This window comes from Alcanivorax xiamenensis (genome assembly GCF_009846745.1).
Taxonomy (GTDB): Bacteria; Pseudomonadota; Gammaproteobacteria; order Pseudomonadales; family Alcanivoracaceae; genus Alloalcanivorax; species Alloalcanivorax xiamenensis.
Genome location: NZ_AQPF01000017.1, coordinates 21,590 through 47,756, shown reverse-complemented (window position 1 = coordinate 47,756; position 26,167 = coordinate 21,590). Strand labels below are relative to the sequence as shown.

The 26,167-nt window shown below is 60.9% G+C and carries 18 protein-coding genes, 2 tRNA genes and 1 pseudogene; 3 read left to right on the top strand and 18 right to left on the bottom strand.

Annotation, left to right across the window (positions count from 1 at the left end; all coding sequences use genetic code 11):
• Nucleotides 1–11: 11 nt before the first annotated feature.
• Nucleotides 12–1,799 (top strand): hypothetical protein, encoded by a 1,788-nt coding sequence (locus A6D6_RS11900; RefSeq protein ID WP_080530827.1) that lies wholly within the window; start codon nt 12–14, stop codon nt 1,797–1,799.
• Between the two features lie 21 nt (nt 1,800–1,820).
• Here A6D6_RS11900 and A6D6_RS11895 read toward each other — a convergent pair whose 3' ends face one another.
• The 18 genes from A6D6_RS11895 to A6D6_RS11810 all read right to left on the bottom strand — a co-directional run bounded on the left by A6D6_RS11895 (nt 1,821) and on the right by A6D6_RS11810 (nt 22,915).
• Nucleotides 1,821–2,837, bottom strand: coding sequence for a quinone-dependent dihydroorotate dehydrogenase (locus A6D6_RS11895; RefSeq protein ID WP_159660847.1), 1,017 nt, complete (start codon nt 2,835–2,837; stop codon nt 1,821–1,823).
• Nucleotides 2,838–3,020: 183 nt separating this feature from the next.
• The gene (locus A6D6_RS11890; protein ID WP_133492464.1) at nt 3,021–4,370 is read right to left on the bottom strand and encodes a DUF1329 domain-containing protein; all 1,350 of its coding nucleotides are present in this window, start codon (nt 4,368–4,370) and stop codon (nt 3,021–3,023) included.
• On the bottom strand, nt 4,370–6,997 hold the full coding sequence (gene pepN, locus A6D6_RS11885; RefSeq protein WP_159660846.1) for an aminopeptidase N: 2,628 nt from the start codon (nt 6,995–6,997) through the stop codon (nt 4,370–4,372). The genes A6D6_RS11890 and pepN overlap by 1 nt, the downstream gene beginning before the upstream one ends.
• Nucleotides 6,997–7,278 (bottom strand): YeaC family protein, encoded by a 282-nt coding sequence (locus tag A6D6_RS11880; RefSeq protein WP_133492462.1) that lies wholly within the window; start codon nt 7,276–7,278, stop codon nt 6,997–6,999. Before A6D6_RS11880 ends, pepN begins: the two co-directional genes overlap by 1 nt.
• A gap of 235 nt (nt 7,279–7,513) precedes the next feature.
• Nucleotides 7,514–8,401, bottom strand: coding sequence for an NAD(+) kinase (locus A6D6_RS11875; RefSeq protein WP_133492461.1), 888 nt, complete (start codon nt 8,399–8,401; stop codon nt 7,514–7,516).
• 43 nt (nt 8,402–8,444) lie between these two features.
• Nucleotides 8,445–9,515: a cyclic nucleotide-binding domain-containing protein gene (locus A6D6_RS11870; protein ID WP_159660845.1), complete on the bottom strand. Its 1,071-nt coding sequence runs from the start codon at nt 9,513–9,515 to the stop codon at nt 8,445–8,447.
• A gap of 232 nt (nt 9,516–9,747) precedes the next feature.
• Nucleotides 9,748–11,088: a coiled-coil domain-containing protein gene (locus A6D6_RS11865; protein ID WP_133492459.1), complete on the bottom strand. Its 1,341-nt coding sequence runs from the start codon at nt 11,086–11,088 to the stop codon at nt 9,748–9,750.
• A 562-nt stretch (nt 11,089–11,650) separates the two neighbouring features.
• Nucleotides 11,651–11,727 (bottom strand) — tRNA-Asp (locus tag A6D6_RS11860).
• Nucleotides 11,728–11,773: 46 nt separating this feature from the next.
• Nucleotides 11,774–11,849 (bottom strand) — tRNA-Val (locus A6D6_RS11855).
• A gap of 129 nt (nt 11,850–11,978) precedes the next feature.
• Entirely contained in the window at nt 11,979–12,179 is a 201-nt protein-coding gene (locus A6D6_RS11850) for a hypothetical protein (protein ID WP_133492458.1), read from the bottom strand.
• Nucleotides 12,176–12,787 carry a TetR/AcrR family transcriptional regulator gene (locus A6D6_RS11845; protein WP_159660844.1) on the bottom strand — a complete coding sequence of 204 codons (612 nt, stop codon included), beginning with the start codon at nt 12,785–12,787 and terminating at the stop codon, nt 12,176–12,178. Before A6D6_RS11845 ends, A6D6_RS11850 begins: the two co-directional genes overlap by 4 nt.
• Nucleotides 12,788–13,011: 224 nt before the next feature.
• On the bottom strand, nt 13,012–14,490 hold the full coding sequence (locus A6D6_RS11840; protein WP_159660843.1) for an aldehyde dehydrogenase family protein: 1,479 nt from the start codon (nt 14,488–14,490) through the stop codon (nt 13,012–13,014).
• Nucleotides 14,491–14,524: 34 nt separating this feature from the next.
• Nucleotides 14,525–16,150, bottom strand: a complete 1,626-nt coding sequence (locus A6D6_RS11835; protein ID WP_159660842.1) for a GMC family oxidoreductase — start codon at nt 16,148–16,150, stop codon at nt 14,525–14,527.
• A 212-nt stretch (nt 16,151–16,362) separates the two neighbouring features.
• The gene (locus A6D6_RS11830; RefSeq protein WP_159660841.1) at nt 16,363–17,541 is read right to left on the bottom strand and encodes a porin; all 1,179 of its coding nucleotides are present in this window, start codon (nt 17,539–17,541) and stop codon (nt 16,363–16,365) included.
• Between the two features lie 156 nt (nt 17,542–17,697).
• Complete coding sequence (locus tag A6D6_RS11825; RefSeq protein ID WP_159660840.1) at nt 17,698–18,729, bottom strand: TAXI family TRAP transporter solute-binding subunit; 1,032 nt, start codon at nt 18,727–18,729, stop codon at nt 17,698–17,700.
• A 28-nt stretch (nt 18,730–18,757) separates the two neighbouring features.
• The gene (locus tag A6D6_RS11820; protein WP_159660839.1) at nt 18,758–20,680 is read right to left on the bottom strand and encodes a TRAP transporter permease; all 1,923 of its coding nucleotides are present in this window, start codon (nt 20,678–20,680) and stop codon (nt 18,758–18,760) included.
• 202 nt (nt 20,681–20,882) lie between these two features.
• A complete protein-coding gene (locus A6D6_RS11815) occupies nt 20,883–21,755 on the bottom strand; it encodes a TauD/TfdA dioxygenase family protein (RefSeq protein WP_055100733.1) in 873 nt (290 codons plus the stop codon).
• Between the two features lie 71 nt (nt 21,756–21,826).
• Nucleotides 21,827–22,915 (bottom strand): CaiB/BaiF CoA transferase family protein, encoded by a 1,089-nt coding sequence (locus tag A6D6_RS11810; protein WP_159660838.1) that lies wholly within the window; start codon nt 22,913–22,915, stop codon nt 21,827–21,829.
• Nucleotides 22,916–23,081: 166 nt separating this feature from the next.
• Between A6D6_RS11810 and A6D6_RS11805 the strand changes: the two genes are divergently transcribed.
• Both A6D6_RS11805 and A6D6_RS11800 read left to right on the top strand, forming a co-directional pair.
• On the top strand, nt 23,082–24,041 hold the full coding sequence (locus A6D6_RS11805) for a LysR family transcriptional regulator (RefSeq protein WP_159660837.1): 960 nt from the start codon (nt 23,082–23,084) through the stop codon (nt 24,039–24,041).
• A 154-nt stretch (nt 24,042–24,195) separates the two neighbouring features.
• Nucleotides 24,196–25,963 (top strand): annotated as a pseudogene (locus A6D6_RS11800) (acyclic terpene utilization AtuA family protein).
• Nucleotides 25,964–26,167 lie beyond the last annotated feature (204 nt).

Below are 26,167 nucleotides of genomic sequence, written 5' to 3'. Positions count from 1 at the left end.
CAAGGAACCGGATGGGGTCCACCATGCCGCCGTTGAAAATCCTCGCCCTACTCTGTGGCGTACTCGTTCTGACCGCCTGCGATCCCGGCTCCGTCGATGAGCAACTGAGTCAGTTGGACGCCGAACAGAAACGCTATCAGGAACGTTTGGCGGAAGTACCGGACGATACCGTACGCGAACAGCTATCCCGGCTCGTCGATACCGCCTTCTGGATGCGCCGGGCCGAACTGCGGCAAAGCCTGCCGCCGGCAACCCCGGAGTACGCCTCCCCATCGCTCGCGATCCTCGCCGACTACCGCTCCCCCCAGGCTATGGCCGACAATTATGTGCGCGGTTTGTTGATCGAACACAACCCGAGACTAATGCCGGAACGGACCCAGATCGTGCTGCCGTTCGACTACCCCTTCGAGCATGCCCTGTCGTGGACAGCCGCCACACTCTCCGACGGCACCCGGCTGACGCCAACGGCAAGCCGCCCCGGCATGATCGACCGGCCCGCTATCTATCAGGAACGCCGTTCCGGCCTGCGCACCGTAATGCCGGGCAACCAGGAAGCACCGCCGGTGGCAATGCTGCAGGGCCGGCTTGCCCTGACCGTGCCAAGAGGCGTTGAACACCTTGCCTTCGAGGCAAACCAGCAGGGGGAAAGCCGTACCGTCGGCGACATCGAGGTGACCCTGGTTTCGGTGGATCATCACCAGGCCACGGTGGCGGTGAAAACCGATGCGGACAGCGCCTTCCCCGGCGGGGACTCGGTGATCCTCAACGCCCGCGATGATAGCGGACGCACTCTGGCCACACTGGGGGTGAACACCGGGCCACCGGGTCTTGAAGCGGCCATGCTGGATCTGCTCGACGCCACCATTGATGATGCCATCGATGGCAACGGGATCGACCCGGAGAGCGTGAAGTCACGGGTGGAAGCCCGCCAACAGGCTCTGCGTGAAGAACATGGCGACACGTCTTACCATCAGGCCACGTTCGCCGGGCCCATCGCCGAACTGGAGGTTCTGCTGGTGGGGGTGAACGGTTATCAGCACCGCGAAGAAACGCTGACGCTCACCCCGGTGCAATTCCAGGCCGCCACCAATACGCCTACTCCGATCGCCATTCCCACCACCGCCACGGTGTACGATCCGACGCTCCGGCGTTTCGATGAGACCCGGCCCTGGGAGTGGCCGCCCGACCGTTTGAGCCGGATCATCACCGTTTCCCTGGTGGGTCTTGGCGAGGTGGCCGGCCACCAGGGGACACCCGCCTCGGTGCGGTTCCATTACCCCTCCGTGCCCAGCGACCACTTTATTTCCGCTTTTGATCGTTTCGAGAAACTGATCGAGGTGGCCTTCCTGGACTCCGAGGGGGAGCTGATTCCGTTACCGGACGAACAGGACCAGCGCGAGCAATGGTTTCGCTTCACCGTGAACCGGTTGGAGTACCATCCCCAAGCCTTTCCGACCCCGCCCGCGCGGGTTCGCGGACGTCTGCTGATCAATCAGCGTCCGGAGATCCAATCCCGGTGGGTGCGGGCGCAGGCCCTCCCGGAAGGGGCCCGGTTACTCGATAATATGTTCGTCACCGCACCCTCACACGACAATCGCCAGTTGCTGGTGTTGGCGCAGGATGACAGTGGACGTTACCTCAAGCATCTCGCCACCGTGGGCTACCATTATCACCGCGACCAGTCACGACCTCCGCAATGGGCGCACCATTTTTACGGCACGCCGGAGCGCTTGTTACTTGTGCGCCCCGGCCGCGAACAGCAGGTCGAGTATCACTTTGACGTGGCACTGAAACAGTAAGCCGGATACCACCGAGCCGGACTAGCGCTTACCTGCCCTCGGCCAGGCCCGGGCGATCTCGCCGATCAGTTCCGGGCCCCGGTAAATCAGGCCACTGTAGATCTGCACCAGATCGGCACCGAGACGCCGCTTTTCCAGGGCATCCTCGCCACTCATGATGCCGCCGACACCGATCAACGGCACGCGGCCATTCAAGCCGCGGCTGACCACGTCCAGCGCGCGGTGAGCGATCGGTTTCAGCGGGGCACCGCTGAGGCCACCCTGCTCGTCACCCTGTGGCTCGCCGGCGACAAGAGGCCGCTCCAACGTAGTGTTACCGACACAGACCCCGTCAATACCGTGCCGCACGAAGGCTTCCGCCATGGACGCCAGTTCCTCGTCGCTGTTGTCCGGAGCGATCTTGACCACCAGCGGCACCTTCCAGCCATTGCGCTGGTCGAGCTTGCTCTGCTCCTCGCGCAAAGTGCCCAACAGCGCATTCAATGCCTCGCCATGCTGCAGCTCGCGCAGGCCCGGTGTGTTCGGCGAGGACACGTTGACCACCAGATAGCTGGCCAGGGCATGCACCTTGCGCTGGCAGTGCAGGTAGTCGTCCACCGCCTGCTCCATCGGCGTGTTCTTGTTTTTGCCGATATTGATGCCGAGCACGCCTTTGTAGCCGCTGCCACGGACCGCTTCCACCAGGTAGTCCACGCCTTTGTTATTGAACCCCATACGGTTGATCACCGCGCGGGAGCGGGGCAAGCGGAACAAACGCGGCCGCGGATTGCCGGGCTGCGGACGTGGTGTCACCGTCCCTATTTCGAGAAAACCAAAACCCAGATCCGCCAGACCCCGGACGCAGTCTCCGTTCTTGTCCAACCCCGCCGCCAGCCCCACCGGATTGGGGAAGTCCAGCCCCATCACCCGCACCGGCCGGTCCGGTATCCGGCCCGGATAGAGCTTGCCAGCGCCATGGCGCAGGGCCGCCAGAGTAAGATCGTGGCTGCGTTCGGCGGACAGGGAAAACAACAGGGGGCGAGCGAGGGAATAAAGCATGGGCGTTCCGGTTCCTTCGTGGGCGACAACGGCCGGGATTATATCGGGAACCAAGCCGTCCTGCCCGGTTTGCGAAGCCGGCATTCGCTGCCAAGGCAGCTTCACACAGAGGAAGCCACGAAGCCGCCGTGGGAAGCTGCCTTGGCAGCGAACTCTGGGGCAGCAGTAGTCTCTCGTTTTATCCTACCTCCGGTCAGGCAAGGCGGAGGGCAGGAAATCCCTCTCGTCCGGTAACGTTTCCGGAAACACCAGCGCGCCGGCTGCGCCAGTCTCGGTGAAGCGCAAATGATAGCGCCCCTCGCGCAGGTCGTGATAGGCATCCAGAGCGGTCCACACCGCCGGAATCCGAGGATAGCATTTGCTGTAGGCCAGGCTGACCCGCCACAGCGCACCGCTGAGGTCGTACTGGTCCGCCGCCGCGATTTGCCAGCTGTCCTCGTCGATATAGAAACGGCGGCGCGAATAAATGTGCCGCTCGCCTTCCCGCAGGCGCCCTTCCACCACCCACACCCGGTGCCGCTCCCAACGGGTTCGTGCCGGATTCAAATGCCCCCGGCGCAGGAGTTTACCCTCCCGCTCCAGATCGATATGGAAATCGTTGTTGTAAGGGATGAAGCGTTCCACCGGCCGCGGATACAGCAACCGCCAGTGGTACTTGTCCAGGGCCCCGTTGAACAGATCCGCGTCGTCGACGGTGCGCAGACCGTCACTGCCGGCCAGCACGGCGTCGTAAGCGATTTCCGGCGCCCGGCGCACGCGCTGCCGCCCCACATCATAGCCCCAGGACTGGCGTGGCATCCGCGCCGGGTCGAGGGTGTCGTACATCAACACCGCGCCGCCGGCCAGCCGCGCCGGCGCCAGGATCCGCGAGTAGTAGTACAGATAGCGGGGCCCGAGGCGCTCGCCGTTCAGGCGCTGATCGTAATAGGGGAAGTACAGACTTTGTCGTGCACTGACGCGGCGATAGCCACCACTGGCGCGCACCGACAGCTGGCTGGACTGGCGCTCCATCAACACACCCCGCCAGCGCAGCACATGATTCCACATTGCCTGGCGGCCACGGGCGCCGGCATCGCCGTGCGGTATGGGGAACGGGATACCGCCAAAGGCCCCGGCCACCCCGCGCCCGGAAAGCTTCGCGCGCACCGCGTTAAGAGCGGTATTGCGATAAACCCACTCCGGCGCCGTCGCGGTGCGGCGGCTGCGGTAGACCGGCAGGTAAAAGCTGTCGGGATAGCGGCGAATCATCGCCGCCACCCCTTGCGGCAGGTCGGCCTCGTATTGGTTCAGGTTGCCCGCGTCAATGCGCAGCAAAGGCTGATCCGTCGCCGGGGCCCGGCAGCCATCACCGCGCCATCGGGGAATCGCCAGCGGCGATGAGGACGGCTCGGTATTGCCGGCCCGTTCACCCCCCAGCGGGGTCAGGTCCGCGGACAACCGCCGGGCGTCCTGCTCACTCACCGCCGCCGAGGCCGGCTGCACCGCCAGCCCGACGATCAGCCCGGCCAGCAAGAGCAACGGATAGCGTTTCATCAGGCCCCGAGAATACGATCCAACACTTCCGCCAGATTGGCGGAGGCCCCTTCACGCACCTCGTTCAAGGCCGTGCGCAGCGACGTCGACAGGTCCTCCCGCAGACGATCCAGCCGCGCCGCGCCGTTACCAAGCCGGGCGGCGATTTGTGGATTGATGGCATCCAGTGTCTTCAGCGTCTCGGCGAACAGGCGATGGCCGCTGCCGTCCTCGGCGTGGAAGGCCGAGGGGTTGCCGTTGACCAGGGTACCGATCAGCGCTCGTACCCGGTTGGGCTGGGTCCATTCGAAGGCGGGGTGGGACATCAGCGCCCTCGCCCGCGCCACGGTGGCCGGCCCGGGCACCGCCGCCTGTACCGCGAACCACTGGTCCATCACCAGCTCTTCGTCCCGCCAGCGCTCGGCGAACTGCTCCAGCGCCGGCCCGGCGCCGTCCAGGGCATTGCTCACCAGAATCCCCAGGGCTCCGATCTCCTCGGTCATGCAGGCGGCATCACGGAAGGTCCGCCCTAACTCGTCGGCGATACCGTCGGCTTCGGCCAGGCCCAGGTAGGACAGGGCCAGCAGACGCAGACGGCGTTTGCCCATGGCATCACCGTCGGCGCGATATTCCGGCTCATGCAGGGACTCGGCCAGGCGCCACCAGTCCTCGCTTAAAGCCTGCCCCAAAGCCACCTTGAACGCATGGGCGGCGCGGTGCACCCGGCCCGGATCCAGCGGCGAATGACGGTCGCCGATGGCGGTCTCGGTGGGCAGAGTCAGCAGCAACGCGGCCTGGGCCGGATCCTCGGCGGCACGCCGGATCACTCCCTCCAGGGCCGGACGCAGCCGTTCAAGTTGCTGCCCGGCGCTCTCACCCTGCTCGATCATTCGCGCCAGCGCCGAAAAGTACAGACGTTGGGCCGCATCCCAGCGGCAGAAGCCGTCGCTGTCGTGAGCCAGCAGCGTCCGCAGTTGGGTTTCGTCGAAGTCGTAGCGCAGGATCACCGGCGCCGAGAACCCGCGCAGCAGGGAGGGCGTCGGCTGGATCGGCAGCGGGAACGAGAAAGTCTGCGTGGCCCGCTCCAGAATCACCACGGTTTCGGTGTCACCCTGGTCGTTCAGCGCCAGCGGTTTACCTTGCGGATCCAACAGCGCCAATTTGACCGGAATCATCAGCGGCTGTTTGTCCGCCTGCCCCGGGGTCGCCGGGGTATGCTGGCTCAGAGTCAGGCTGTAGAGGCCATCCACATAGGTGTCCTCGGCACTGACGATGGGGGTACCGGCCTGACTGTACCAGCGTTTGAACCCAGTCAGGTCCCGCCCGGACACTTCCTCCATGCAGGCGACGAAGTCATCGCAGGTCACCGCCTTTCCGTCGAAGCGCTCGAAGTACAGATCCGTGGCGCGGCGGAAATCCCCGGCGCCCAGCAGCTCATGCTGCATGCGCACCACTTCCGCGCCTTTTTCGTACACGGTCAGCGTGTAGAAATTGTCGATCTTCTGATACTGCGCCGGACGCACCGGGTGGGCCAGAGGGCCCTGGTCTTCCGGGAACTGGTGATTGACCAGGAAATTCACATTCTCCACCCGCACCACCGCCCGCGAATTCATATCCGAGGAGAATTCCTGATCCCGGAATACGGTGAAACCTTCCTTGAGGCTAAGCTGGAACCAGTCCCGGCAGGTGACCCGGTTACCGCTCCAGTTGTGGAAGTACTCGTGGGCCACCACCGATTCCACCCGCTCGAAAGCGGCGTCGGTGGTGGTGGCCGGATGGGCCAGCACACAGGCGGTGTTGAAGATGTTGAGGCCCTTGTTTTCCATCGCGCCCATGTTGAAATGGCTGACGGCGACGATCTGGAAGATGTCCAGGTCGTACTCACGGCCGTACACCTTTTCATCCCAGGCCATGGCTTTTTTCAGTGACACCATGGCGTGGTCGAGTTTGTCCAGATCCCGGTGTTCAGCGTAAAGATGCAGGGCCACTGCGCGACCGGAAGCAGTGGTAAAGGTGTCCTTGAGGCAGGCCAGATCGCCAGCCACCAGGGCGAACAGGTAGCAGGGCTTGGGGAACGGGTCTTCCCAGGTGACCCAGTGCCGGCCGCTCTCCTTGTCATCGTTGCCCTCTTCCCCACTGGCCACCGGGTTACCGTTGGACAACAGCAACGGGTAGTGCTCGCGGTCGGCCCGCACCGTGGTGGTGAACCGGCTGAGCACGTCCGGGCGATCCGGGAACCAGGTGATGCGGCGGAACCCTTCCGCCTCGCATTGCGTGCAATACATGCCGTTGGAGCGATACAGCCCCTCCAGAGCGGTGTTCTTTTCCGGTTCGATGCGAACCACCGAGGTCAATTCGAAACGCTCCGGCACCGCGAACACGGTCAGGCGGCCCTCCGCCTCGCGATAGCGGGAAGCCGGCAACGGCGCACCGTCCAGACTCAGTGACACCAGTTCCAGGTGCTCGCCGTCGAGCACCAGGTCTTCCGGTTGGTCTTCCCGGGCCGGATTACGCTCCAGCGTCAGGGTGGCGGTGACCAGGGTGTGGCCGTCACGGATATCCACGTCCAGATGGGTACGCGGGACCAGATAGGCCGGCGGCAGATAGTCCGCCAGGCGGGTAACATTGGCCGGGCTGCCATCACGCATCAGTGCTCTCCTTTCCGCTCGGGGGCCGGTTGCAGATCCACTGGCTGATCACTGTCCGCTTCACTGCTTTTGCAATGGGAAGGCACATAACCGGTACGCTCTTCTTCAGGCAGGTTCCTGGCTTCCCAGGCGATGATGGCCTGCAGGCACAGTTCCCGCTGCTCGGCGGAAACCTGGCGGCCATCGGGCCAGCGCCCCAGTTCCACGGCACGACGCAGGCCGTGCCACACTTCCAGGGTCATGGAATCAATCAACTGCTCGAAATTGGAAAAATTCATCATCCCTCTCGGGTTGTGACATGGTTGGGACGGCGGTCGGCCATCAATTATGGTTCATCGTGGTGGTGTTGTCGGCCTTGGAGACATAAAAAGGCCGCTACAACGCCGCTGTGGGAAGCTTGCTTGCAAGCGAATCATGGGGCCCGGAAGCCCTTCGCTTGCAAGCAAGCTTCCCACAGCGACTTCGTGGCCCCTTCCGTGCCAGCGGTGGTCCACCCGCTTTACTCCGAGACGAACCTCAATTATCCCCCGGACGGGTGCTCCAGCCCAGTTTGGAACGGCAGGCCTGGTAGAAATCGTGCCCCGGCGGGTGGATCAACTGCAAACGATGGGGCTTTTTGCGAATGGCGATGACGTCGCCCAGTTGTAATCGCACTCCGGAAGTGCCGTCGCAGCTCACCAGGGGGTTCACTTTCTCGGTGGTGATCTGGATCTTGATCTCGCTGTTACCGTCCACCACCAGGGGCCGGCTGGTCAGGGTATGGGGGTTCATCGGCACCAGCACCATGGCATCCAGACGGGGATGCATGATCGGACCGCCGCCGGACAGAGCGTAGGCGGTGGAACCGGTGGGCGTGGAGATGATCAGGCCGTCGGAACGCTGCCCATAGACGAAATGGCCGTCGATGATCAGCTCGAAGTCGATCATGTGGACACTGTCACCGGAGAGCAGCACCACGTCATTAAGCGCGCTGCCCTCGCCCATCACCAGATTGCCGCGCCGTACCTCCATATCCAGCAGGAAGCGACGCTCGGTGGTGTATTCACCGTCCAGCACCTGACCGACCCGGGATTCGATTTCCGAAGGCAGAATATCGGTGAGGAAGCCCAGATGCCCCCGGTTCACCCCCAGCACCGGCACATCGTAACGGGCCAGGGTACGGGCCGCGCCGAGCAGGCTGCCGTCGCCGCCGACCACGATCACCAGATCACAGGATTCGCCCATCTGAGCGGCGCTGGCCGCCTGCAGTCCCATTTCCGGGAGACTGCCGGCAATGCCCTTTTCCAGAATGACAGTGCAGTCACGACCGTGCAGAAAGTGAATCAGCTGGCGCATGGAGTACAGCGCCTGCTCGCTTTCGGAACGGGCGATCAGGCCGATATTGCGAAATTTGTCTTGCGCCACATTAGTCCCGGGTTGGGCCCCAGCCCCGGATCCCCGGGACGGGCTATTCGAGATACTCGTGCAGAGGGTCGGCGTTACCATTGAGGCCGCCTTCCAGCACGAACACGTCCAAGCCTGCGTTTTTTAACAAAAATGCCGCCGTGGCGCTACGCCGACCGGTATCACAGTAGGCCACGTAGGCCTGTTTCGGGTCCAGCAACCGCGACTTCAGGCGCAGCACATTCAACGACATATTAGCGGCTCCGGACAGCCGATGGCGGTCAAACTCGTCGCCGGTGCGCACATCCAGCCAGCGGGCGCCGGCGGCGATCTTCTCCCGGGCCTTGTCCACCGGCAGGGTGTGGATGATCGGTTCCCGCAGCAGCGCGTCGAAATCGTCCCGCCCCAGACGCATCAACACCCCGTCCGTGGCCATGGTGATGGTGGCGTTACGCGGTGTGCCGGACAGCAATGCCTCCTCACCGAACCACTGCCCTTCCTCCAGCATCGCCACCGGCGTCGCCACTCCGGGGTTACCCAGTTCGATGGACACCTCGCAGACCCCTTCCTTGATGATGTAACAGCAATCCGCCTCCTCGCCCTGGCGGATGATCACCTCACCTTCCTTGCAGCGGCGGGCATGCAGGCGGCGGAAGATTTCCAGAATGTTGGCTGGTGGCACCCGGTGGAACAAATTGGACTTCAGCAACCGGATCATCCAGTCACGGTCATGCTGATAAGCGGCATTGGCGTTGATGTCGAGAATCACGTAACCGGCGGATTGATCCCAGGACAAGATGGTGTCCAACCGGAAACTGTCGAAACGCACCACGCTGACTTCGGTCAGCGCCCGGGCGTCATCCCGGCGCGGCTGGAAATGACCAAGCGGGTGCCAGGAGGTAGCATCCCCCGCCCGAACCACGCTGCGCTGGCCGCTCTCGTTGAATAGCTCCACATCACCGCTGAGCAGATAAATGGTGGCGTTATCACGATCCCCCTGACGGAACAGAATGTCGCCGGGTTCGTAACGACAAACCTCCTGCTGGTCCAACAACCAGTCGAGCTGATCATTGGACAGCGCATTGACCGGCACGAACGCCTGCAATAAACGCTTATCGATGGATTCTTGAGCCATGAATGGCTTCCCCCCTTATTATTCGATCGCGCGAGTCCCCCCGACCCTCACGATCCGGTATGGCGCTTAAGGAACCTCTAAACAACGTCATGCCGGACTCAATCCGGCATCTCCCTCCACGAAGCCGCGGGCCATGCCGAGGGAGGTCCCGGGTCAGCCCGGGATGATGGGTGTTTTTCAGGGGCTCCCTGGCGGATTCTTGAAGCAAGATACTTACCAGTTCGCGGCATAATTACCGGAACTTGAGCACATTATCGATGGCGGCATCCGAACGGCAGTGCGGACAGCGGTTGGAATTGCAATCGGAGACGCCCGGCTTGAACTGATTAGGTACGTCCACCCGGATCACTCTTTTGCCACAGGCACGCGCCTCCGGCCCCACCGCCACCTGGCATACCGGATTCTCATAGTGAGCCAGCCAGGCACGGTAGTGATCCTCGGTCACCAGGCATTTACGCGCCGCGAACGCCAACGGGTTTTCCATGTAATCGGAAATCTGGTCAGCACCGATGGAGACGTGGCCGGCACCGGGATGGAAGGCAATGAAACTGAGGCCCAGGCTCTCCAGTTTGCGCAACATCTGCTCGCCACCGGCGTTACTCACTTTCATCTGTTGGTGTTTGAGACCAGCCACGTCCTTGCGCAGTTGGGCGATCAGATCGTCCCGGTTGAGCACCTCCATTTCCTTGCTGTGCAGTTCGTCGGCCAGCCGCGCCCGCTCTTCTTCCAGGCGCTGCTCCAGTTCCAATTGATACTGCTGACGCAGGCGCTCCGTTTCCCCCCCCTGCTGACGGTCCTGTTCCTGCTGATCCCGGCGCAACGACGTCACTTGATCCTTGAGTGAACCGCTCTGCTCGCGCAGCGCCGCGTTCTGGGACTTCAGGGTCTTGAATTGCATCAGCACCTTTTCCAGCTGCGTATTGAGAATTTCCTCTTTCTGCTGCTGGGCATAGCGCAGTTGCGCCATTTCTTCCTTCTGCCCGCTCTCCAGGGTGTGAATACGCAGACGCAATTCCTTGATGGTGCGGGCCAGCCTTACCCGCTCCGGGTCCGGATCAGTGGCGCCCAGCGTGGGGATTTCCTCCTCGGACAGCATCGGCGGCACCGTGGGCGGCGGCAGGCCCTCGTCCATTTCCAGGCCCATCTTCGGCCCGCGCTGGCGCAACAGATCCCGCACCGCGACGAAGTCGTTGGCGCCGGGCTTCATCGATGGATCCCACAATTGGTCCTGGTGCCACGCCACCGGGCACTGGCTGCGGCAGGCCAGCCGGATCGGACCGCTGCCCATGTCCGGGCCAGGGCCGCCGTGCTCGGCCAGATGGCGCAACGGAATATTCCAGGTGGTATCGGCCATGCCGTCTTCGTCGAAGCCGATCAGAAACAACACCAGCGCCTTGACCTTCAGCTGCCCGTTGACCAGACAGTAGGCACCACGCATCTCTTTGCGAGCGAACTCCGGTACCCCCACCATGCCATCCAGAATCGCCTCGAAATCGGCGTGGAGCATGCTTTTGGTGATGCGGTGCTCGGCAAAGAACACTATTGCTTCAGAGGTAACGGAGGACCCCGCCATCTCGCCTTCCCCGGATCATGTCCTTATCGTTTTATCCGCCTCGCGAACCGTCAGGTGACCAGGCTCGTCACAATCCGCCGATCGCGGGCAGCTACGACAAAAGTGTGAACCGGCTTTTAGGTAAAAGAAAGGGGTTGCTCGGGAAAGGTAATCAGAACGCTGAGTGCTTCACAGAATCGGGAGGGGTTGGCCCATCGGGCCGGAGGGGGGACAACGGGGGATCAGAGCTCCACACCGTCGTCATCGCTTTCCCAGTCGCCTTCCACCAGCTCTTCCAGGGTCTCCAGCCAGAGCTTTTCCTGCATCCGTTCTTCGAAGTAATGATCCATGGTTATTCTCCTTTACGTTTCATTCTGTATTTTCAAATCAAAGATTGTCGGATCAACTTTAGCGTCCCCTTGGTGACCCTTTCATGACAGGGGTCAAAAGGCGCTTACAGGATAAGAACATCAGGAGAGGGGGAAGTTCCGCGGTGGCCCGGCGCCACAAAAGAAAAAGCCGCATCGAAATACTCGATGCGGCTCCTTAATACATGGAAAAAGGCTAAGATCATGAAAAATGTTGGCGGAGCGGACGGGACTCGAACCCGCGACCCCCGGCGTGACAGGCCGGTATTCTAACCAACTGAACTACCGCTCCGAACTTTCCGTGAAAGGGTGGCCTATACGCCGTCCTTTCGGGAAACTGGTGGGTGGTGACGGGATCGAACCGCCGACCCTCTGCTTGTAAGGCAGATGCTCTCCCAGCTGAGCTAACCACCCGCATCGCGTTGCGAAGTGGGCGCCATTTTAGGGATTGGCCCCGGAGTGTCAACGGCTTTCTGCGAAAAAACCTGCCGTTCGTTCATATTTTCGTCGCACTGTCGAATAAACGCCCATTTTGGCTGCATTTCAGCCGGAATCCGCCTCCGATTCGCGCTCTTCGATCCAGGCCCTGGCCTGCTCCAGAGTGAAGCGCCCGGGCACGGTGTGGCCACTGGGCTCGGCCACCAGGTAATGACTGATCTTTAATTGCCAGGTAGCCGGATCCAGCTCCCCTTCCTCCATGATGGTGTAGCCGGTGCGCCCCCAAGCGAAGCCGTTACCGATCACGCCGCGCCCTCCTCGCCGTCATCCTCACCCACCACCCGGTCGACAATCAGATCCGCCAACCCTTCCACCGACAGACTGCGGGACTGATCAAACCAGTTATGGGTCCACCCGGTCATGCCGGTGATCAGCCGTCGCATGATGAACGGGTCGGCGCGGAAACGGCCTTCCTGGTGCAGATCAGTGAGCACATCCAACCAGAGCTGCTCATAGATATCCCGCAGGGCCAGCGCCTCGCGCTGTTTGTCGGTATTGAGGCAGCGCCACTCGGTGACCATCACCGTCATCGCCTCGCTGGTATCACCGACAATGGCGGTCAGTTCCGCGCGCACCAGCGCCCGTAACCGCTCCACTGGCCGCTCCTCGGCGGCGATGGCGGCGCGCAGACGCTCGGTATTGAAGTGGATCACCTCCTCCATCACCGCGAACAGGATGTCTTCCTTGGTCTTGAAGTGATAAAAGATCGAGCCGCTTTGGATGCCCACCACCGCGGCGATATCCCGAACCGTGGTGCGTTCGTACCCTTTGTCACGGAACAACCGGGCGGCGGCGCTGAGGAGACGTCCCCGGGGCGAGTTATCGATACCGTGGACGGCTATGCTTTGGGGCATCAGACTGATCTCCTGAAGCGGACTTGGGTGTTCTGGCAGTGAATGTGGTCTTTACAGGCCAAACAGTAACATACCAAGCGCTTGCTAGGCATACTCCACACCGCCTGACTCTTTCGCATCATAACGATCGAATCAACGACATGTCAGCCGCCCACACCGAACCCCGCCGCACTCCCTGTGTGGCGGGGCCTCATTTTTTCGGTGTCTGTCGCTCCCTTCCGGTGCTACTCCAAAGCCGAAGCACGGGCCAGATCGGCATCCGCAAACTGCAGGGATTTCACCTCCATATATTCTTCCAGCGCATAATGGCCTCGCTCGCGCCCGATTCCCGACTGCTTGAAGCCTCCGGCTGGCGCGTCCAGGTTAAAACCGCCGCCATTGATGTCGACCTTGCCGCATTGCATGCGACGGGCGGCCCGCACCGCTCTCTCCGGATCCGCGGACCACACCGCGCCGTTGAGGCCATAGATCGTGCCATTGGCGATATCAATGGCCTGCTCCTCACTACCCGCCGCGATAACACTCAGCACCGGTCCGAAAATCTCTTCCTGGGCAATCCGTGCCTGCGGATCGACCCGCCCGAATACCGTGGGCTTGACGAAAAACCCGCGCTCAACGCCATCGGGCAGGCCTTCCCCACCGGCGATCAGTGTCGCTTCCCGCTGACCAAGGCGAATGTACTCGGCAACCCGTTGATGGTGGCCGGCAAAAGCCAGGGGTCCCAGAGTCGTGCGCTCATCCATCGGATCCCCGGCAATGAAACGACCAGCTTCGTCGGCGGCGATGTCCAATGCCTGGTCGATAAGGTTCCCGGGTACGATCAGCCGTGATAACGCGATGCAGGTCTGCCCCGCATTCGGGTAGGCTCCACGCACCGCACCACGTACCGCTTGTTCCAGCGGAGCGTCGTCAAGCACGACCGTGGCGGATTTACCCCCCAGTTCGAGAGCCACTTTTTTCACCTGGGTCGCGGCATTGGCCATGATACGCCGCCCCACCGCCGTGGAGCCGGTGAAACTCACCATATCCACGCCCCGATGATTAACCAGTGCCTCACCCACCGTGGGCCCATCGCCATTGACGATGTTGATCACCCCGGCAGGCAAGCCGACTTCCTGAAGCACATCCGCCACGACCATGGAAGTCAGTGGCGTCACTTCAGAGGGCTTCGCTACCACGGTACAGCCGGCGGCAATAGCCGGAATCGCTTTACCCAACAACAGCATCAGCGGATAGTTCCACGCGGCGATCGCCCCCACCACCCCGATGGGTTCACGCACAACGCGGGAGTTACCGATCACCTCATCGTGCCCCCCCCGTTCCAGGAATTCCCCATAAGATGCCGTAATGGCCACCGCCACCTGTGCGTGTGCCATACGCGAAAAGCTGATCGGAGAACCCACATTGAGGCTTTCCAGGCGCGCCAGCAGCTCGGCCTTTTCCTTCAGCGCCTCGGCGATCGCGTAACACCACTTCGCGCGCTGGTGGCGGGGCAAAGCCGACCAGGACGGCAGTGCCGCCCGAGCTGCCTTCACGGCGGCGTCAACATCCTCCGCGGTGCCGAGAGCCACCGAGCCGAATCCGGACTCATCATAAGGGTTCACCAACTCGCGACGTTGCTGACCGTCGGCGGCCTGCCAACGTCCGTCAATGAAATGGTTGGCGCGATTCAAATATCCGGTTTCAATATCAATTTTACTCATAATGCGTCTTCTTCCATTGCTATGGTCGATTCGTTCAACGGCCGTTGTCTTGCAACGCCCATTCAGCGGCGCGCTCGCCGATAATGATCGACGGCGCATTGGTATTGGTGGCCGGCAACGTCGGCATGATGGAAGCGTCGGCGATGCGTAAACCATCGATGCCATGGACTTTCAGACGCCGGTCCACGACCCCCTCCCCTTCTCCTCCCATGCGGCAGGTTCCCACCGGGTGATACACCGTGAGCCCGGTACCACGGGCGTAATCCAGCAACTCCTGATCCGAGCGCACATCAACGCCGGGGAACGTTTCGTCGACAAGGAATGGGGAAAAGGCGGGCTGGGCACCGATACGGCGCGCCAGCTTAAATCCTTCCACGGTGACCGCCTGATCGTATTCGTGCTCCAGAAATCCGGTGTGGATTTCCGGGTGGTCCCACGGCCTGTCTCCGGTGATGTGGATCCGGCCGCGAGAGCGCGGGTAGATCGGGAAACTGAGCAGCGACAGACCCGGCTGACTCTCATACGGATAGCCAAGCTGTCCGTGCCGGGAGAAGTCATTACTGACGCCGTTCAGTTGAAGCTTGAGATCCGCCTTGTCACCGTCCACGCCCGAGCGTGTAATAAGCTGAGCGTTCATGCTGGCGGTGCGCAGCCAGCCACGGCGGCGCAAAAAGAAGTCCGCCGCGCCACGGGCCTTGCCCGTAAACCCGGTGGCGATGTCATTAACCGTCAGGGCCCCATTCACCCGATAGCAGATACAGTGCCGCATGTGGTCCAGCAAATTCGCACCGACATGAGCGTTGGCGTGCAGCACTTTAATGCCATGTTTATTGAGAATAACCGGATCGCCAATGCCGGAGCGTTCCAGCAGCATTGGCGAGTGATAGGCTCCCGCGGCAAGGATCACCTCTCGCCGTGCACGAACATCAAGTACTCCGCCTTCACGCTCCCCATCGCGGAACAGGCATCGCACACCAGTGACCTGGCGCCCTTCCATAATCAGCCTGTGAGCGTAAAGGCCGGTCCGTATCACCAGATTCGAGCGACGGGCGGCTTGTTTCAGATACCCGGTATAGGCGGAGCAGCGCCAGCCATTGCGGGTGTTGGTTTGTAGGGGTGAGAAGCCTTCAGCCTGGCCATTATTGTAGTCTATCGCGGCCTGAAACCCCGCCTGCTCACAACTGGCAAGAAAGGCTTTACCCAGAGCTTCCGGACGTTGCCATTCAATATGTATCGGCCCATTATGCCCACGCTCTCCGGGCTTCCCCTCGGCGAAACTCTCGACACGTTGCAGAACCGGTTGAATGTCCTTCCACCCCCAGCCCTCATGTCCGAGACGTAGCCACTCATCCCAACCCTCGGCGGCCCCGACCGACCAGATCATGCCGTTGATGGCCGAAGAGCCCCCCAGGCCAAGACCACGCGGCGAAAACACGTCATATCCACCCAACGCGTTCTCCGGCCCGGTTTTCATCTGCCAACTATAGCGGCGGTCACGAACCAGATTGGCGACACCAAGAGGAAGCCGGTGATTAAAGGTTTCGGTCTTACCTCCGGGTTCGATCAGTAACACGCTGTACTTGCCACTCTCCGACAAACGGCTCGCCGCGGCCGAACCGCCGGATCCCGCGCCGATGACGACAAAATCAAAACTCTCCATCTTGTAAACTCTCCGTTCGTATCCCGCCGCGCCATCCTCGCCATCTTCGGTTCCGATGGCGTCGGATCGTGATTCCGGATCGAGAAGGGCCGTGCGCCATCACCTTTGGCGAATCAGAACCGGGCTGATCTCCGTTACGTTCGCACTGCCAGAGTGCCGGCCTGGAATGCAGGCCGGCCATGAAGAACGCGCGACCATCGGCCACGGATCACTCAGAACTTAAGTTGCGCGCCCACGGAAATGGCCTGTGGATTCCGGCCTGGCAAGGTGCCAAGATGATCGCCATGGGCGTAATCCACCCCCCGATACGCCGCGTTGCCGTCGTTTCGGGTCATGGTGTAGGCCACATACACTAACAGTTGCCGGTTAATCGAGTGGAACAACGCCGCGCTGTACTGATCGGCTTCGTCATTGCCGATATCGCTCTCTTCCGCATGGTTCCACTGCGCCACGGTGGTCCAGCGCGGCAGAATGTTGTACTCCAATTGAACGCCATAAGCCGGCCGATCAAGGCCGACGAGAGTGGCACCATCGGTATCGATGTTCTCGTACAAGGCACCCACGGTGACGCCACCCACGCTGTATTTGGCCGAGGCCCGATAAGCCTCTACCTCATCAATACCGCCATACTCCGCATACTTGATCCAGGCGGCGTTCAGATCCAGTGGCCCCGGCCGCCAACGCACCCAAGCGCTGTAACTGGCCCGATCGTTGTCGTCCACCTGACGAATGGAGCCGGCCTGATCGGCGGCGAACTGTGCCTGCATTGAAAGGCGTCCGCTGCTGTAACGCCAGGTCAGAGCGTTCGAGCCCAGCAGATCCAGGCGCCCGGTACTATTGGATGCCGCCCCCAGAATCGCATGTGAGTCGCCGACGGTAGTGTTGAAGTACCCCAGATAGGCCACGCCCATATTCTTGAACGGCGTGTTCACCCGGCCGATCAGGAAAACACCATAAGGGCTGTCCAAACCAAGAAAGCTGTCACGAGTGGTCCAGACATCGCCGGCGTCGGTGTCGTCAAGATCCACCTGCTGCTCGTACTGCCAGATCGCCCGATATCGATCATTGATCGGAATCATGCCCCGAAATCCGATCATGCTGGTGTTACTGGATACACTGACATCGCCATCGGACAACAATGAGCTGGTATCCGCTTCGCTTTTGCTGACATCGGAATCCGCGTAGTCCACGGAGAATCGCAGTGCGCCATACAGCTCGATGCGCTGATGAATCGCCTGCTCCGGAGAGATCGCCTGGTTCAAGGACTCCATGGCCCCTCTTTGGCCTTCCGGAACAGCCGCCAGCGTCGCGGCCTGAGCCGTGATCGGAAACAATGCGGCGCAACTCATCGCGGCGGCGCGGACAGAGAAGTAGCGTGCTTTTTTTGTCATGATAATCACCTGATAATCCGCTTTTTGTTATCTCATTGATAAGTAAGTGGCGCCCCTTCGCCTTTTCAGGGCACAAGCCTCCCACCAAAGTCCTCATCGGGCTTTGGGTAAGAAAACATGGGCCAAGAAAGACAGGCCGGGAGCCGGCCCTGCCGGTTAGTCGACTTCCGGCGGAATCAGATTCGAAGGAATGGAAATACCTTTCTCCCGATAGTAACGCACCGCGCCGGCGTGCAAGGGTGTGCTCATTTGCTTAAGGGCGTTCTCGATGTTCACCGAACCAAGAAACTTGGCGGGCGCCTGTACTTCGTCGATATGCTCGAAGATGGTCTTCGTGCACTGATAGACCAGCTCCTCATCCACGAATTTGCTGGTACCAATACCCACCCAGGATCCAATCGTGTCCACCGGGGTGGTGTTTACCTGATTGTCACCATAGGCGTCGGCCGGTATCTGTTCCCGGCTAAAGCCGGTCGCATTGAGGACTTCTTTCAGTTCCGGATGTTCAAATGCTTCTTCTGGGATCGGCAGGAAACGGACTTTATGCAGCAACGCCACTTGTTGAAAGCTCGGTCCGGGAACTTGTTGAGGAGCAATCAGTAAAGCGACCTGGTCGTCCTGAAACGCCTGGTTGCCGGACTGCCAGTCCAACCTGGCCATTTGATAGTCAGTGCCCGGCTCGTATCCGGTGACGGCTTTGACGATCTTTATCGCCGTATCGGTAGCCGCCCCGCCCGGAGGCCCGAGAAACACTCGCTTACCCTTGATCTGCTTGAGAGAAGTAATGTCGGAGTCAGCGTGAACCACGATATGGTATTTCCCCAAAGGAAAATGAAATACCTCTCGCAGGTTCTTGTAGAGTTCCGGCGCATTACTCATACCCGCGTACATTTGCGTTCCGGACGCCATGTACCGGTTCACCGTGGGGGAGCTGAGATAGAAATCCACATTCCCCTTGGCCGCGTTCAACGCGGATCGGGAGGAGGCCATGTTGGAGGTGACATTGACCTTCACCGGGAGATACTTCTGCCACACGCTTTGCATGGAGACCTGCAAGACGTAAGGCGATGATCCTGGAGAGGGCGCTTCCATCCGAATCGTGGTCTCGGCTCGGGCCGGGGTCGTGATCAATGAAGCCAGTATCGCGACAAGCGCGATGAACCCGGCCTTAAAGAAACGTCTGTTCATTGATGAGTTCTCCATTTTGTTGGGATAATCAGGAGCCTTGCTCGTGTACTCCGAGGGTGACACCATTTTTCTCCGCCCTGCTCTGTCGCGGCCAACACCAACCCGCCAGCAAGGTGCCAATCGCCAACGCGAACCCGGCATAAGCGAACCAGGTTCCCTTTGCCATCAGCAGAATTGCCAGACAGATCCTGAAGGCGCGCCCCAGGGTGCTCAAACGGACAGCGCCAAAACCCGCCAAACCGGTAGTCAGAGCCCATATCACAAGCAGGATACGGGCAACCCCCAACGCCAGTTCCATTGGATCGAAATGGGCGTTGATGAGCAGCAGTGAAGGGTTGAAGACGAACAGGAACGGAACAATGAATCCGACCAGGCACAGGCGTATCGAAACCAGGCTGATATGGACAGGGTTCGCGCCCGCCAAAGGCGCGGCGGCGAAAGCGGCAATCGCGACTGGCGGAGTATTCGCAGAAAGAACCCCAAAATAGAACACAAAAAGATGGGCCGCGATAACCGGCACGTCAAAACTTTCCAATGCCGGCCCCATCACCAGAATGATGATCAAGTAGGCCGGCAATGTCGGCATCCCCATCCCCAGAACCAGACAACCGGCGGCGGTCAACAACAGGCTCAGGAACAGGCTGCTGTCGCCCAACGAAGCTACGGACTGAGCGAAGGACAGCCCCAGGCCGGTGAGATCCATACCGGCGATAACAATGCCAATAGCACCGATTGCGATCATGATTCGGGCGCCGGCGACACCGCCATGGGCCAGGGCACCAATCAATTTGTGTGGGGCACGGCGGATTTCCGGGTTGATAAAGCCGAAGATCAGCGCCGATACCGTCGCCAATCCACCCGCCATGGCCGGCGAGCGCCCGGATGCCAATACCCCGATCACGGTAAGTACCGGAACAACGAACATCAGTGAACGATACCAGTCAGCGCGGGTCAGCTCTGGCAGTTCGTCCTTTGGTGTGGGCTTTATACCGAGACGGCGAGCCTCGTAGTACACCGCCACGAACAGTGCCGCGACATAGAAAAACGCCGGCAATAGCGCAGCCAGACAAATCAACAGATAGGGCGTGCCGGTAAGTTGGGCCATCATGAAGGCAGCGGCGCCCATAACCGGAGGGATGACTTGTCCACCGGTCGACGCCGCGGCTTCCACCGCGCCGGCGAAGGCCGGACTGAAACCGCGCCGCTTGATCATCGGAATGGTAAAAGCGCCGGTGCCGGCCACATTGGCCGCGACGCTGCCCGACATGGTACCAAACAACATGCTGGCAAATATTGCCGCGTGAGCCGGCCCGCCGGGCAACCAGCCCGTGGCGCGGATAGCCATACGAACCAGCGCCGGGCCGGCCCCAGTGAACTCCAGTATCACGCCGAAGATGATATAGATGTAAAGCAGGCTGATCATCACCGCCACTGGCTGACCAAAAACGCCGGTGAATCCATACCAGGTCCCCTGCATTACCTGATCCAGCGTGAACCCGGACTCAGGCAACCCCATCGGCAGGTAATGTCCAAACAGGCAATACAACAGGGTGATACCGGCGAACAATGACAGACCGAGCCCAAACTCACGGCGGGTCAATTCCACCAACGCGATCAATCCGGCCAAGGCAATACATTGATCGGCGAAGCTGTAGTCCACGAGCATGTTCTCCATACCCGCCGACTGGGCCACGAACCGTTGCACCGCGAGAAGAATCAGGCCCAGCAACAACGCATCCACCAGCCAGCACAGGGCCTTCAGACTCCGGCTGCCATCGGGATAACGTGAGGCAAGAGGCTTCACCAGAACGGCTACCAGAATACAGGCGGCGAAGGTGAGCGGCCGCTGGTAGCTGGGATCAAAAATACCTGTCAGGGACGTGTAGAGAGTAACCAGGGACAAGATGATGCCCATGGTCAGTCCTATCTGACGGACGGACGCTGCAAACACACTCTCCTCCTGCCGCGCTGGCGGCCTTTGCTATTTTTATTGTGTGCCTCGGGCACATCATTTCCGAAACAGGAATGAACCTGGAAATCCAGGCCCACTTCAGAGCAACGCCGATCCGCATTCCACCGGCTTGTTGGCGGAATCGGTCGCGCCGCGCACAGGGCCTGGTCCCGGATCACGCATTCACACCAATCCGTTCCCGTTATTCGGGAACGTCAAAAGTCACGCGCTGATTGATCCGGTGATAAGGCCAATAGTCCGCTACCGCATAATGCTGGGTGCTCCGGTTATCCCAAATGGCAATGCCATGCGCTTCCCATTGGTGATGAACCATGAATTCAGGGCGCTGTACCCAGTTGAAAAGAAACTGCAGGATGGCCTGACTTTCCCGTTTATCCAGCCCGACAATGCGTTTCGTGAATCCACTGTTGACGTACAGACAGTGACGATCGGATTCGGGATGGACCTTGACAACGTCGTGTTCCACCGGAGGAAAGTTACGCAAGGCCCAGAACAGCTTTTCTTCTCCCTGCGACGCCAGATACTCACGGAACGGGCCGATTTCCCAGGTGTGCACCGCACGCAGGTCCCGCAGGTAGGCTTTCATATTCTCAGACAGATACTCGTAGGCCTTACTCATACTGGACCAGCAGGTATTGCCGCCTGCCGGCGGTGTCACGGTGATCTGGATCGCGGTGCCCAGGGGCGCCTTTTCTTTCCAGGAAATATCGCTATGCCAGTTATCGATGGTCGGCGGGCGATCCGCGTTGTTCTCAAGCACTTCCACTTCCGGGGTGTCCGCATGCCTGTCGAAATACGACCCGTCGGAAATCGGCCCGAACACTTTACCCAATTCGATGTGTTGTTCCGTTGTCAGTTTCTGCGGTTTGAAGAAGATCACTTCAAAATCATTCAGGGCCTGGCGCAGTTCTTCCTTCACTGGCTCACTCAAAGGCTGGGTCAAATCAACCCCTTCGATCCAGGCGGCGAAATTGGGCATGCGCGGTACCGGCTTGATGTGCTGGTAACGGCTTTCGATATCAATTAATTCCATGGGCAGGGCATTAGCGGTCATTGTGTTCTCCTCCCGGCTGTAACCTTACAGGCAAAATCGTGGTGGTCGATCGAAATGGCGAAGGGTTGCTTCTAGAGCTGTCTGGTGCGGAAGCCAAGCCCGGGGCTATGGACATAATCCTCACCCTCCTCAAGCCGGACTCTGGCAAGGCCACCTTGTCTTAGTGCCTGCTCGGCAAATTCACCGATACGCTGTACCTGGGCAGCGGGCACCTGGACCTCCATGAGCTCACGCTCCAGCTGCTCTCCGCTCCAGACTGAAATTCGCTCGGCGAGCGCCGCCTTGAGCGCCGCCGGATCCCTGGACCGTAAAAAAGACGCCGGTGCCGAAGCATCAATGGGCATTTCGAAGAAGTCTGGATTTTCAGCGGCGTCGAGCATTCCCAGAACACCAAGCAGAGCCAGGAACTGCTTGGGGGTATTGACGCCCAAAGCGATACGCCCATCCGCTGTTGAGAACAGATCCGCGGCCGGGCTGCCGGAGTACCCTTGATTCCCCACGCGGGACGGTGACTCCCCCGTTGTCATGGCCTCACAGGCAAATGGATACATCAGTTGCATGGCGGCACCGGTCATTGAAACATCCAGAAAGGTGCCCTTGCCTGTCCGCTCGCGCTCGTGCAAAGCACTGACGATAGCCAGAGCTCCGATAATGCCGGTGGCCGTATCTATCACCGGAAATCCGGTCTTGATCGGTGGGTCACCTTCCCCACCCGCCATCAGCATCATGCCGGTCGCCGCCTGTACCACATGGTCATAGGCCAATCGCTTGGACCAGGTGCCCTCGCGACCAAATCCGGAAATCGCACAATAGATCAAACGCGGGTTGATCTTGCTCAAGTCGTCCGGACCGAAACCATTTTTTTCCAGGGTGCCGGGTTTCAGGTTATCCAGCAGGATATCCGCTCGTGCCACCTCATCGAGCACTCGCTTACGACCTTCTTCGCCGGTGATGTCCAGCGCCAGATGCTTCTTGCCGGCATTAAAGGCCAGGTAGGACCTGGGACCCTTGGCATTACGACGCATCACATCGCCACCGTTGACGTTTTCCACCTTAAGGACATCCGCCCCCATCTGGGCGAGATAGTGAGAAGCGAAGGGGCCGGCGATCACATGCGAAAAATCAAGCACCCGGATCCCTTTCAGGGGCATAAATTCCATATTGTCTCCTTTGTTCTTGGCGGCCGGTGGCGAAGTCGGCGCTATTCTCAATGGCCTTGCCCGGGGCGGATTCAAAGAGTCCGCCCGATCAAGCTTGTGTCGCATTGTGCGAAGCCCGGACATCAGAGTAAATTAGGATGATTATATGGATTCATAAGAGATTGTTATGTCAAAGTTTTCCACGGCTGAACGCGGGTCGCGACTCGACCACCTCAGAATCAAGCACTTACGGCTGATCGAACTGGTCGATAAGACGGGCTCCCTGACCGCCGCCGCCAATCGGCTATCCCTCACCCAACCTGCTGTGACCGGGATGGCCCACGACCTCGAAGCGGCATTCAATGCCACCCTTTTTGAACGCACCACCCGCGGTGCCCGCCTCACCGCCGCCGGCCGTATGGCCCTGGAGCGATTGCGTCATTCCCTGGCCTCCCTCGATGCGGCGGTTACCGCCAGCAACGCGAGCGTGGTGGAGCCGCTGATCCGCATTGGTGTTCTGCCGGTAACCTCTATTTCTCTGGTGCCCGCCGTGGTAAGAGACCTGCAGGAACAAGGCACTCTGCCGCGCATGTCTTTCCACCAGGCCTCCGCCGGATCCATGTTGGAACTGTTGCATCGCGGCAGACTGGATTGCGTTCTCGGGGTGCTGAATGCCGGGACCATCGAATCCGAGCGATTCGCCGACCTTGACTTCGAATACATCACTACCGACGGGCTGCTTGTCGCCTGTGCTCCGGATCACCCTCTGGCGAGACGCCGCAACGTCAGGTTGCAGGAGCTACTGGCCGAGGAATGGATATTGCCTGAGCACAGCACTCATACCCGGCGGATGGTCGAGGGGATGTTCCTGGCCGCGGAGCTGCCACCGCCACAGGCGAAACTGGAGTCTTCCGCGTTCTACGCCAATCTGGCAATCGTCAATGCAACCTCCATGCTCACCATGGCCCCCACCTCAGCAGTACGGCGATCAGAAAAAGAAGGGCAAGTGCATGCCCTGGTCCTGAAAACCGCGCCATTACACAATCAGGTTTTCTTCATTACCCACAAACAAGGTCCCAGGATGGCGGGCCTGCGCGTATTGGCGGATGCCTTTAAACGGCACGGAGCAAACTACCTGCCTAAGTGAACCGGCCACGCTTCTCTTCATGGCCAGTCATGGCCAGGCCATGGAACCCGCTCTCGCACGGGATCATCAAGGCATTTCCCTACTTGCCAAACCAAGCGCTTGCTTGGTAGCTTACGAACTCATCCAAAGCAACGGGAATCAGGCCCCTACAATCATGAGCGACATCACCCGCATCGGTTGCGCCGCCGGCTTCTGGGGCGACACCAACAGCGCCGCCTTCCAACTGGTCCGCCAGGGCAATATCGACTATCTGGTGTTCGACTATCTGGCCGAGGTCACCCTGTCGATCATGGCCGGGGCGCGCATGAAGGACGCCAACGCCGGCTACGCCCACGATTTTGTCACCCAGGTGATGGCGCCGCTGGCCCGGGAGATCAAGGACAAGGGCATCAAGGTGATCAGTAACGCCGGCGGCGTGAATCTCAGGGCCTGCCGGGATGCACTGAGCAAGGTGTTCGCCGAGGCCGGCGTCGAGCTGAACATCGCCCTGGTGGAAGGCGACGATCTTAATCCGCGCCGGGCCGAGTTCACCGACTGCCGGGAAATGGACACCGGCGCGGCCTTGCCGCCAATTACCGTGACCATGAACGCCTACCTTGGCGCCCTGCCGATCAAGGCCGCTCTGGACGCTGGCGCCGACCTGGTGCTGACTGGCCGTATCGCCGACTCCGCTCTGGTGCTGGGCCCGTTGCTGCATGAGTTCCAGTGGGCCGACAACGATTATGACCGGCTGGCCCAAGGCTCCCTGGCCGGCCATCTGATCGAGTGCGGGGCCCAATGCACCGGCGGCAACTTCACCGATTGGCGCGATGTGCCCGGCTTCGACAACATGGGCTTCCCGGTCGCCGAATGCCACCGGGACGGTACCGTGGTGATCACCAAACCGGCGGACACCGGGGGACTGGTCACCCCCGCCACCGTCGGTGAGCAACTGCTCTATGAAATCGGCGATCCGCGCCAGTACATCCTTCCCGACGTGGTCTGCGACTTCACCAACGTCACTCTCACCCAGGACGGGCCGGATCGTGTCAAAGTCAGCGGCGCGCGCGGGCTGCCCCCCACCGACACTTACAAGGTGTCCGCTACCTACCCCGACGGCCAACGCATCACCGCCTCTTTCCTGATGGGCGGCATCGACGCCCCCGCCAAGGGCCAAGTAGTGGCCGACGCCATCCTCGGCAAGGTGGCGGCGCAGTTCAAACAGGCGGGGCTGGCGCCCTTCCGGGATGTCAGCGTGGAAATCCTCGGCAGCGAGGCCACCTACGGCAACCAGGCGCGCCGCCAGGACAGCCGCGAAGTCGTGGTGAAAATCGCCGCCCTGCACGACGACCGCAAGGCCCTGGGTCTGTTCGCCCGGGAAATCGCCCAGGCCGCCACCGGCATGGCCCCGGGCTTGTCCGGTCTGGTCGGCGGCCGGCCCAAGCCGATGCCCCGTATTCGTCTTTATTCCACCCTTATCGGTAAACAGAAGGTGCCGGTCACGGTGGACGTCAACGGTGAAACCCTGCCGGTGGCCATTCCCGCCGGCGAGCCGCTGACGAAACCGGCCCCGCAAACGGACGGCGAGACTGCCTCCGGCGACACCGAGGTGCCGTTGGTGAAACTGGCCTGGGCCCGCTCCGGCGACAAGGGCAACCACGCCAACATCGGCGTTATCGCCCGGGACCCGGTTTACCTGCCCTATTTACGCGCGGCGCTGAGTGAGGCCGCGGTGGCGGACTACATGCGGCATGTGCTCGATCCGGAAACCGGCTCGGTCAGCCGCTGGGAGCTGCCCGGCATGCACGCCTTCGCTGCGCAACGCGCTGGGCGGCGGCGGCATCGCCAGTCTGCGCATTGATCCGCAGGGCAAGGCGTTCGCGCAGCAGTTGCTGGACATGCCGGTGGCGGTCAGTGAAGAAATAGCAAGGCGGGTGTCATGAGCGGGCGATTTCAAGGTTCGCTGGCCGCTAAGAGTCCGCGCCTGCCGCCGGCCCAGGGAATATTAGGGACGCCGGACGCCGATAATGCAAAACCAGCCCCAATGCCCTGGCAAGCACGAAAACGCTTTGTTATTTCCGCAACGCCAGCAGCTCCGGGTTTTGACTTTAGCGCCTGGCGTCTGGCCCAGCCCAGCGCCAAGCGCA

Bases quoted from the DNA above. Each gene is read 5' to 3' on its own strand.
- A6D6_RS11900 (WP_080530827.1), top strand. From the start codon at position 12: ATGGGGTCCACCATGCCGCCGTTGAAAATCCTCGCCCTACTCTGTGGC.
- A6D6_RS11895 (WP_159660847.1), bottom strand. From the start codon at position 2,837: ATGCTTTATTCCCTCGCTCGCCCCCTGTTGTTTTCCCTGTCCGCCGAA.
- A6D6_RS11890 (WP_133492464.1), bottom strand. From the start codon at position 4,370: ATGAAACGCTATCCGTTGCTCTTGCTGGCCGGGCTGATCGTCGGGCTG.
- pepN (WP_159660846.1), bottom strand. From the start codon at position 6,997: ATGCGTGATGGCAGCCCGGCCAATGTTACCCGCCTGGCGGACTATCTG.
- A6D6_RS11880 (WP_133492462.1), bottom strand. From the start codon at position 7,278: ATGATGAATTTTTCCAATTTCGAGCAGTTGATTGATTCCATGACCCTG.
- A6D6_RS11870 (WP_159660845.1), bottom strand. From the start codon at position 9,515: ATGGCTCAAGAATCCATCGATAAGCGTTTATTGCAGGCGTTCGTGCCG.
- A6D6_RS11865 (WP_133492459.1), bottom strand. From the start codon at position 11,088: ATGGCGGGGTCCTCCGTTACCTCTGAAGCAATAGTGTTCTTTGCCGAG.
- A6D6_RS11845 (WP_159660844.1), bottom strand. From the start codon at position 12,787: ATGCCCCAAAGCATAGCCGTCCACGGTATCGATAACTCGCCCCGGGGA.
- A6D6_RS11840 (WP_159660843.1), bottom strand. From the start codon at position 14,490: ATGAGTAAAATTGATATTGAAACCGGATATTTGAATCGCGCCAACCAT.
- A6D6_RS11835 (WP_159660842.1), bottom strand. From the start codon at position 16,150: ATGGAGAGTTTTGATTTTGTCGTCATCGGCGCGGGATCCGGCGGTTCG.
- A6D6_RS11830 (WP_159660841.1), bottom strand. From the start codon at position 17,541: ATGACAAAAAAAGCACGCTACTTCTCTGTCCGCGCCGCCGCGATGAGT.
- A6D6_RS11825 (WP_159660840.1), bottom strand. From the start codon at position 18,729: ATGAACAGACGTTTCTTTAAGGCCGGGTTCATCGCGCTTGTCGCGATA.
- A6D6_RS11815 (WP_055100733.1), bottom strand. From the start codon at position 21,755: ATGACCGCTAATGCCCTGCCCATGGAATTAATTGATATCGAAAGCCGT.
- A6D6_RS11810 (WP_159660838.1), bottom strand. From the start codon at position 22,915: ATGGAATTTATGCCCCTGAAAGGGATCCGGGTGCTTGATTTTTCGCAT.
- A6D6_RS11805 (WP_159660837.1), top strand. From the start codon at position 23,082: ATGTCAAAGTTTTCCACGGCTGAACGCGGGTCGCGACTCGACCACCTC.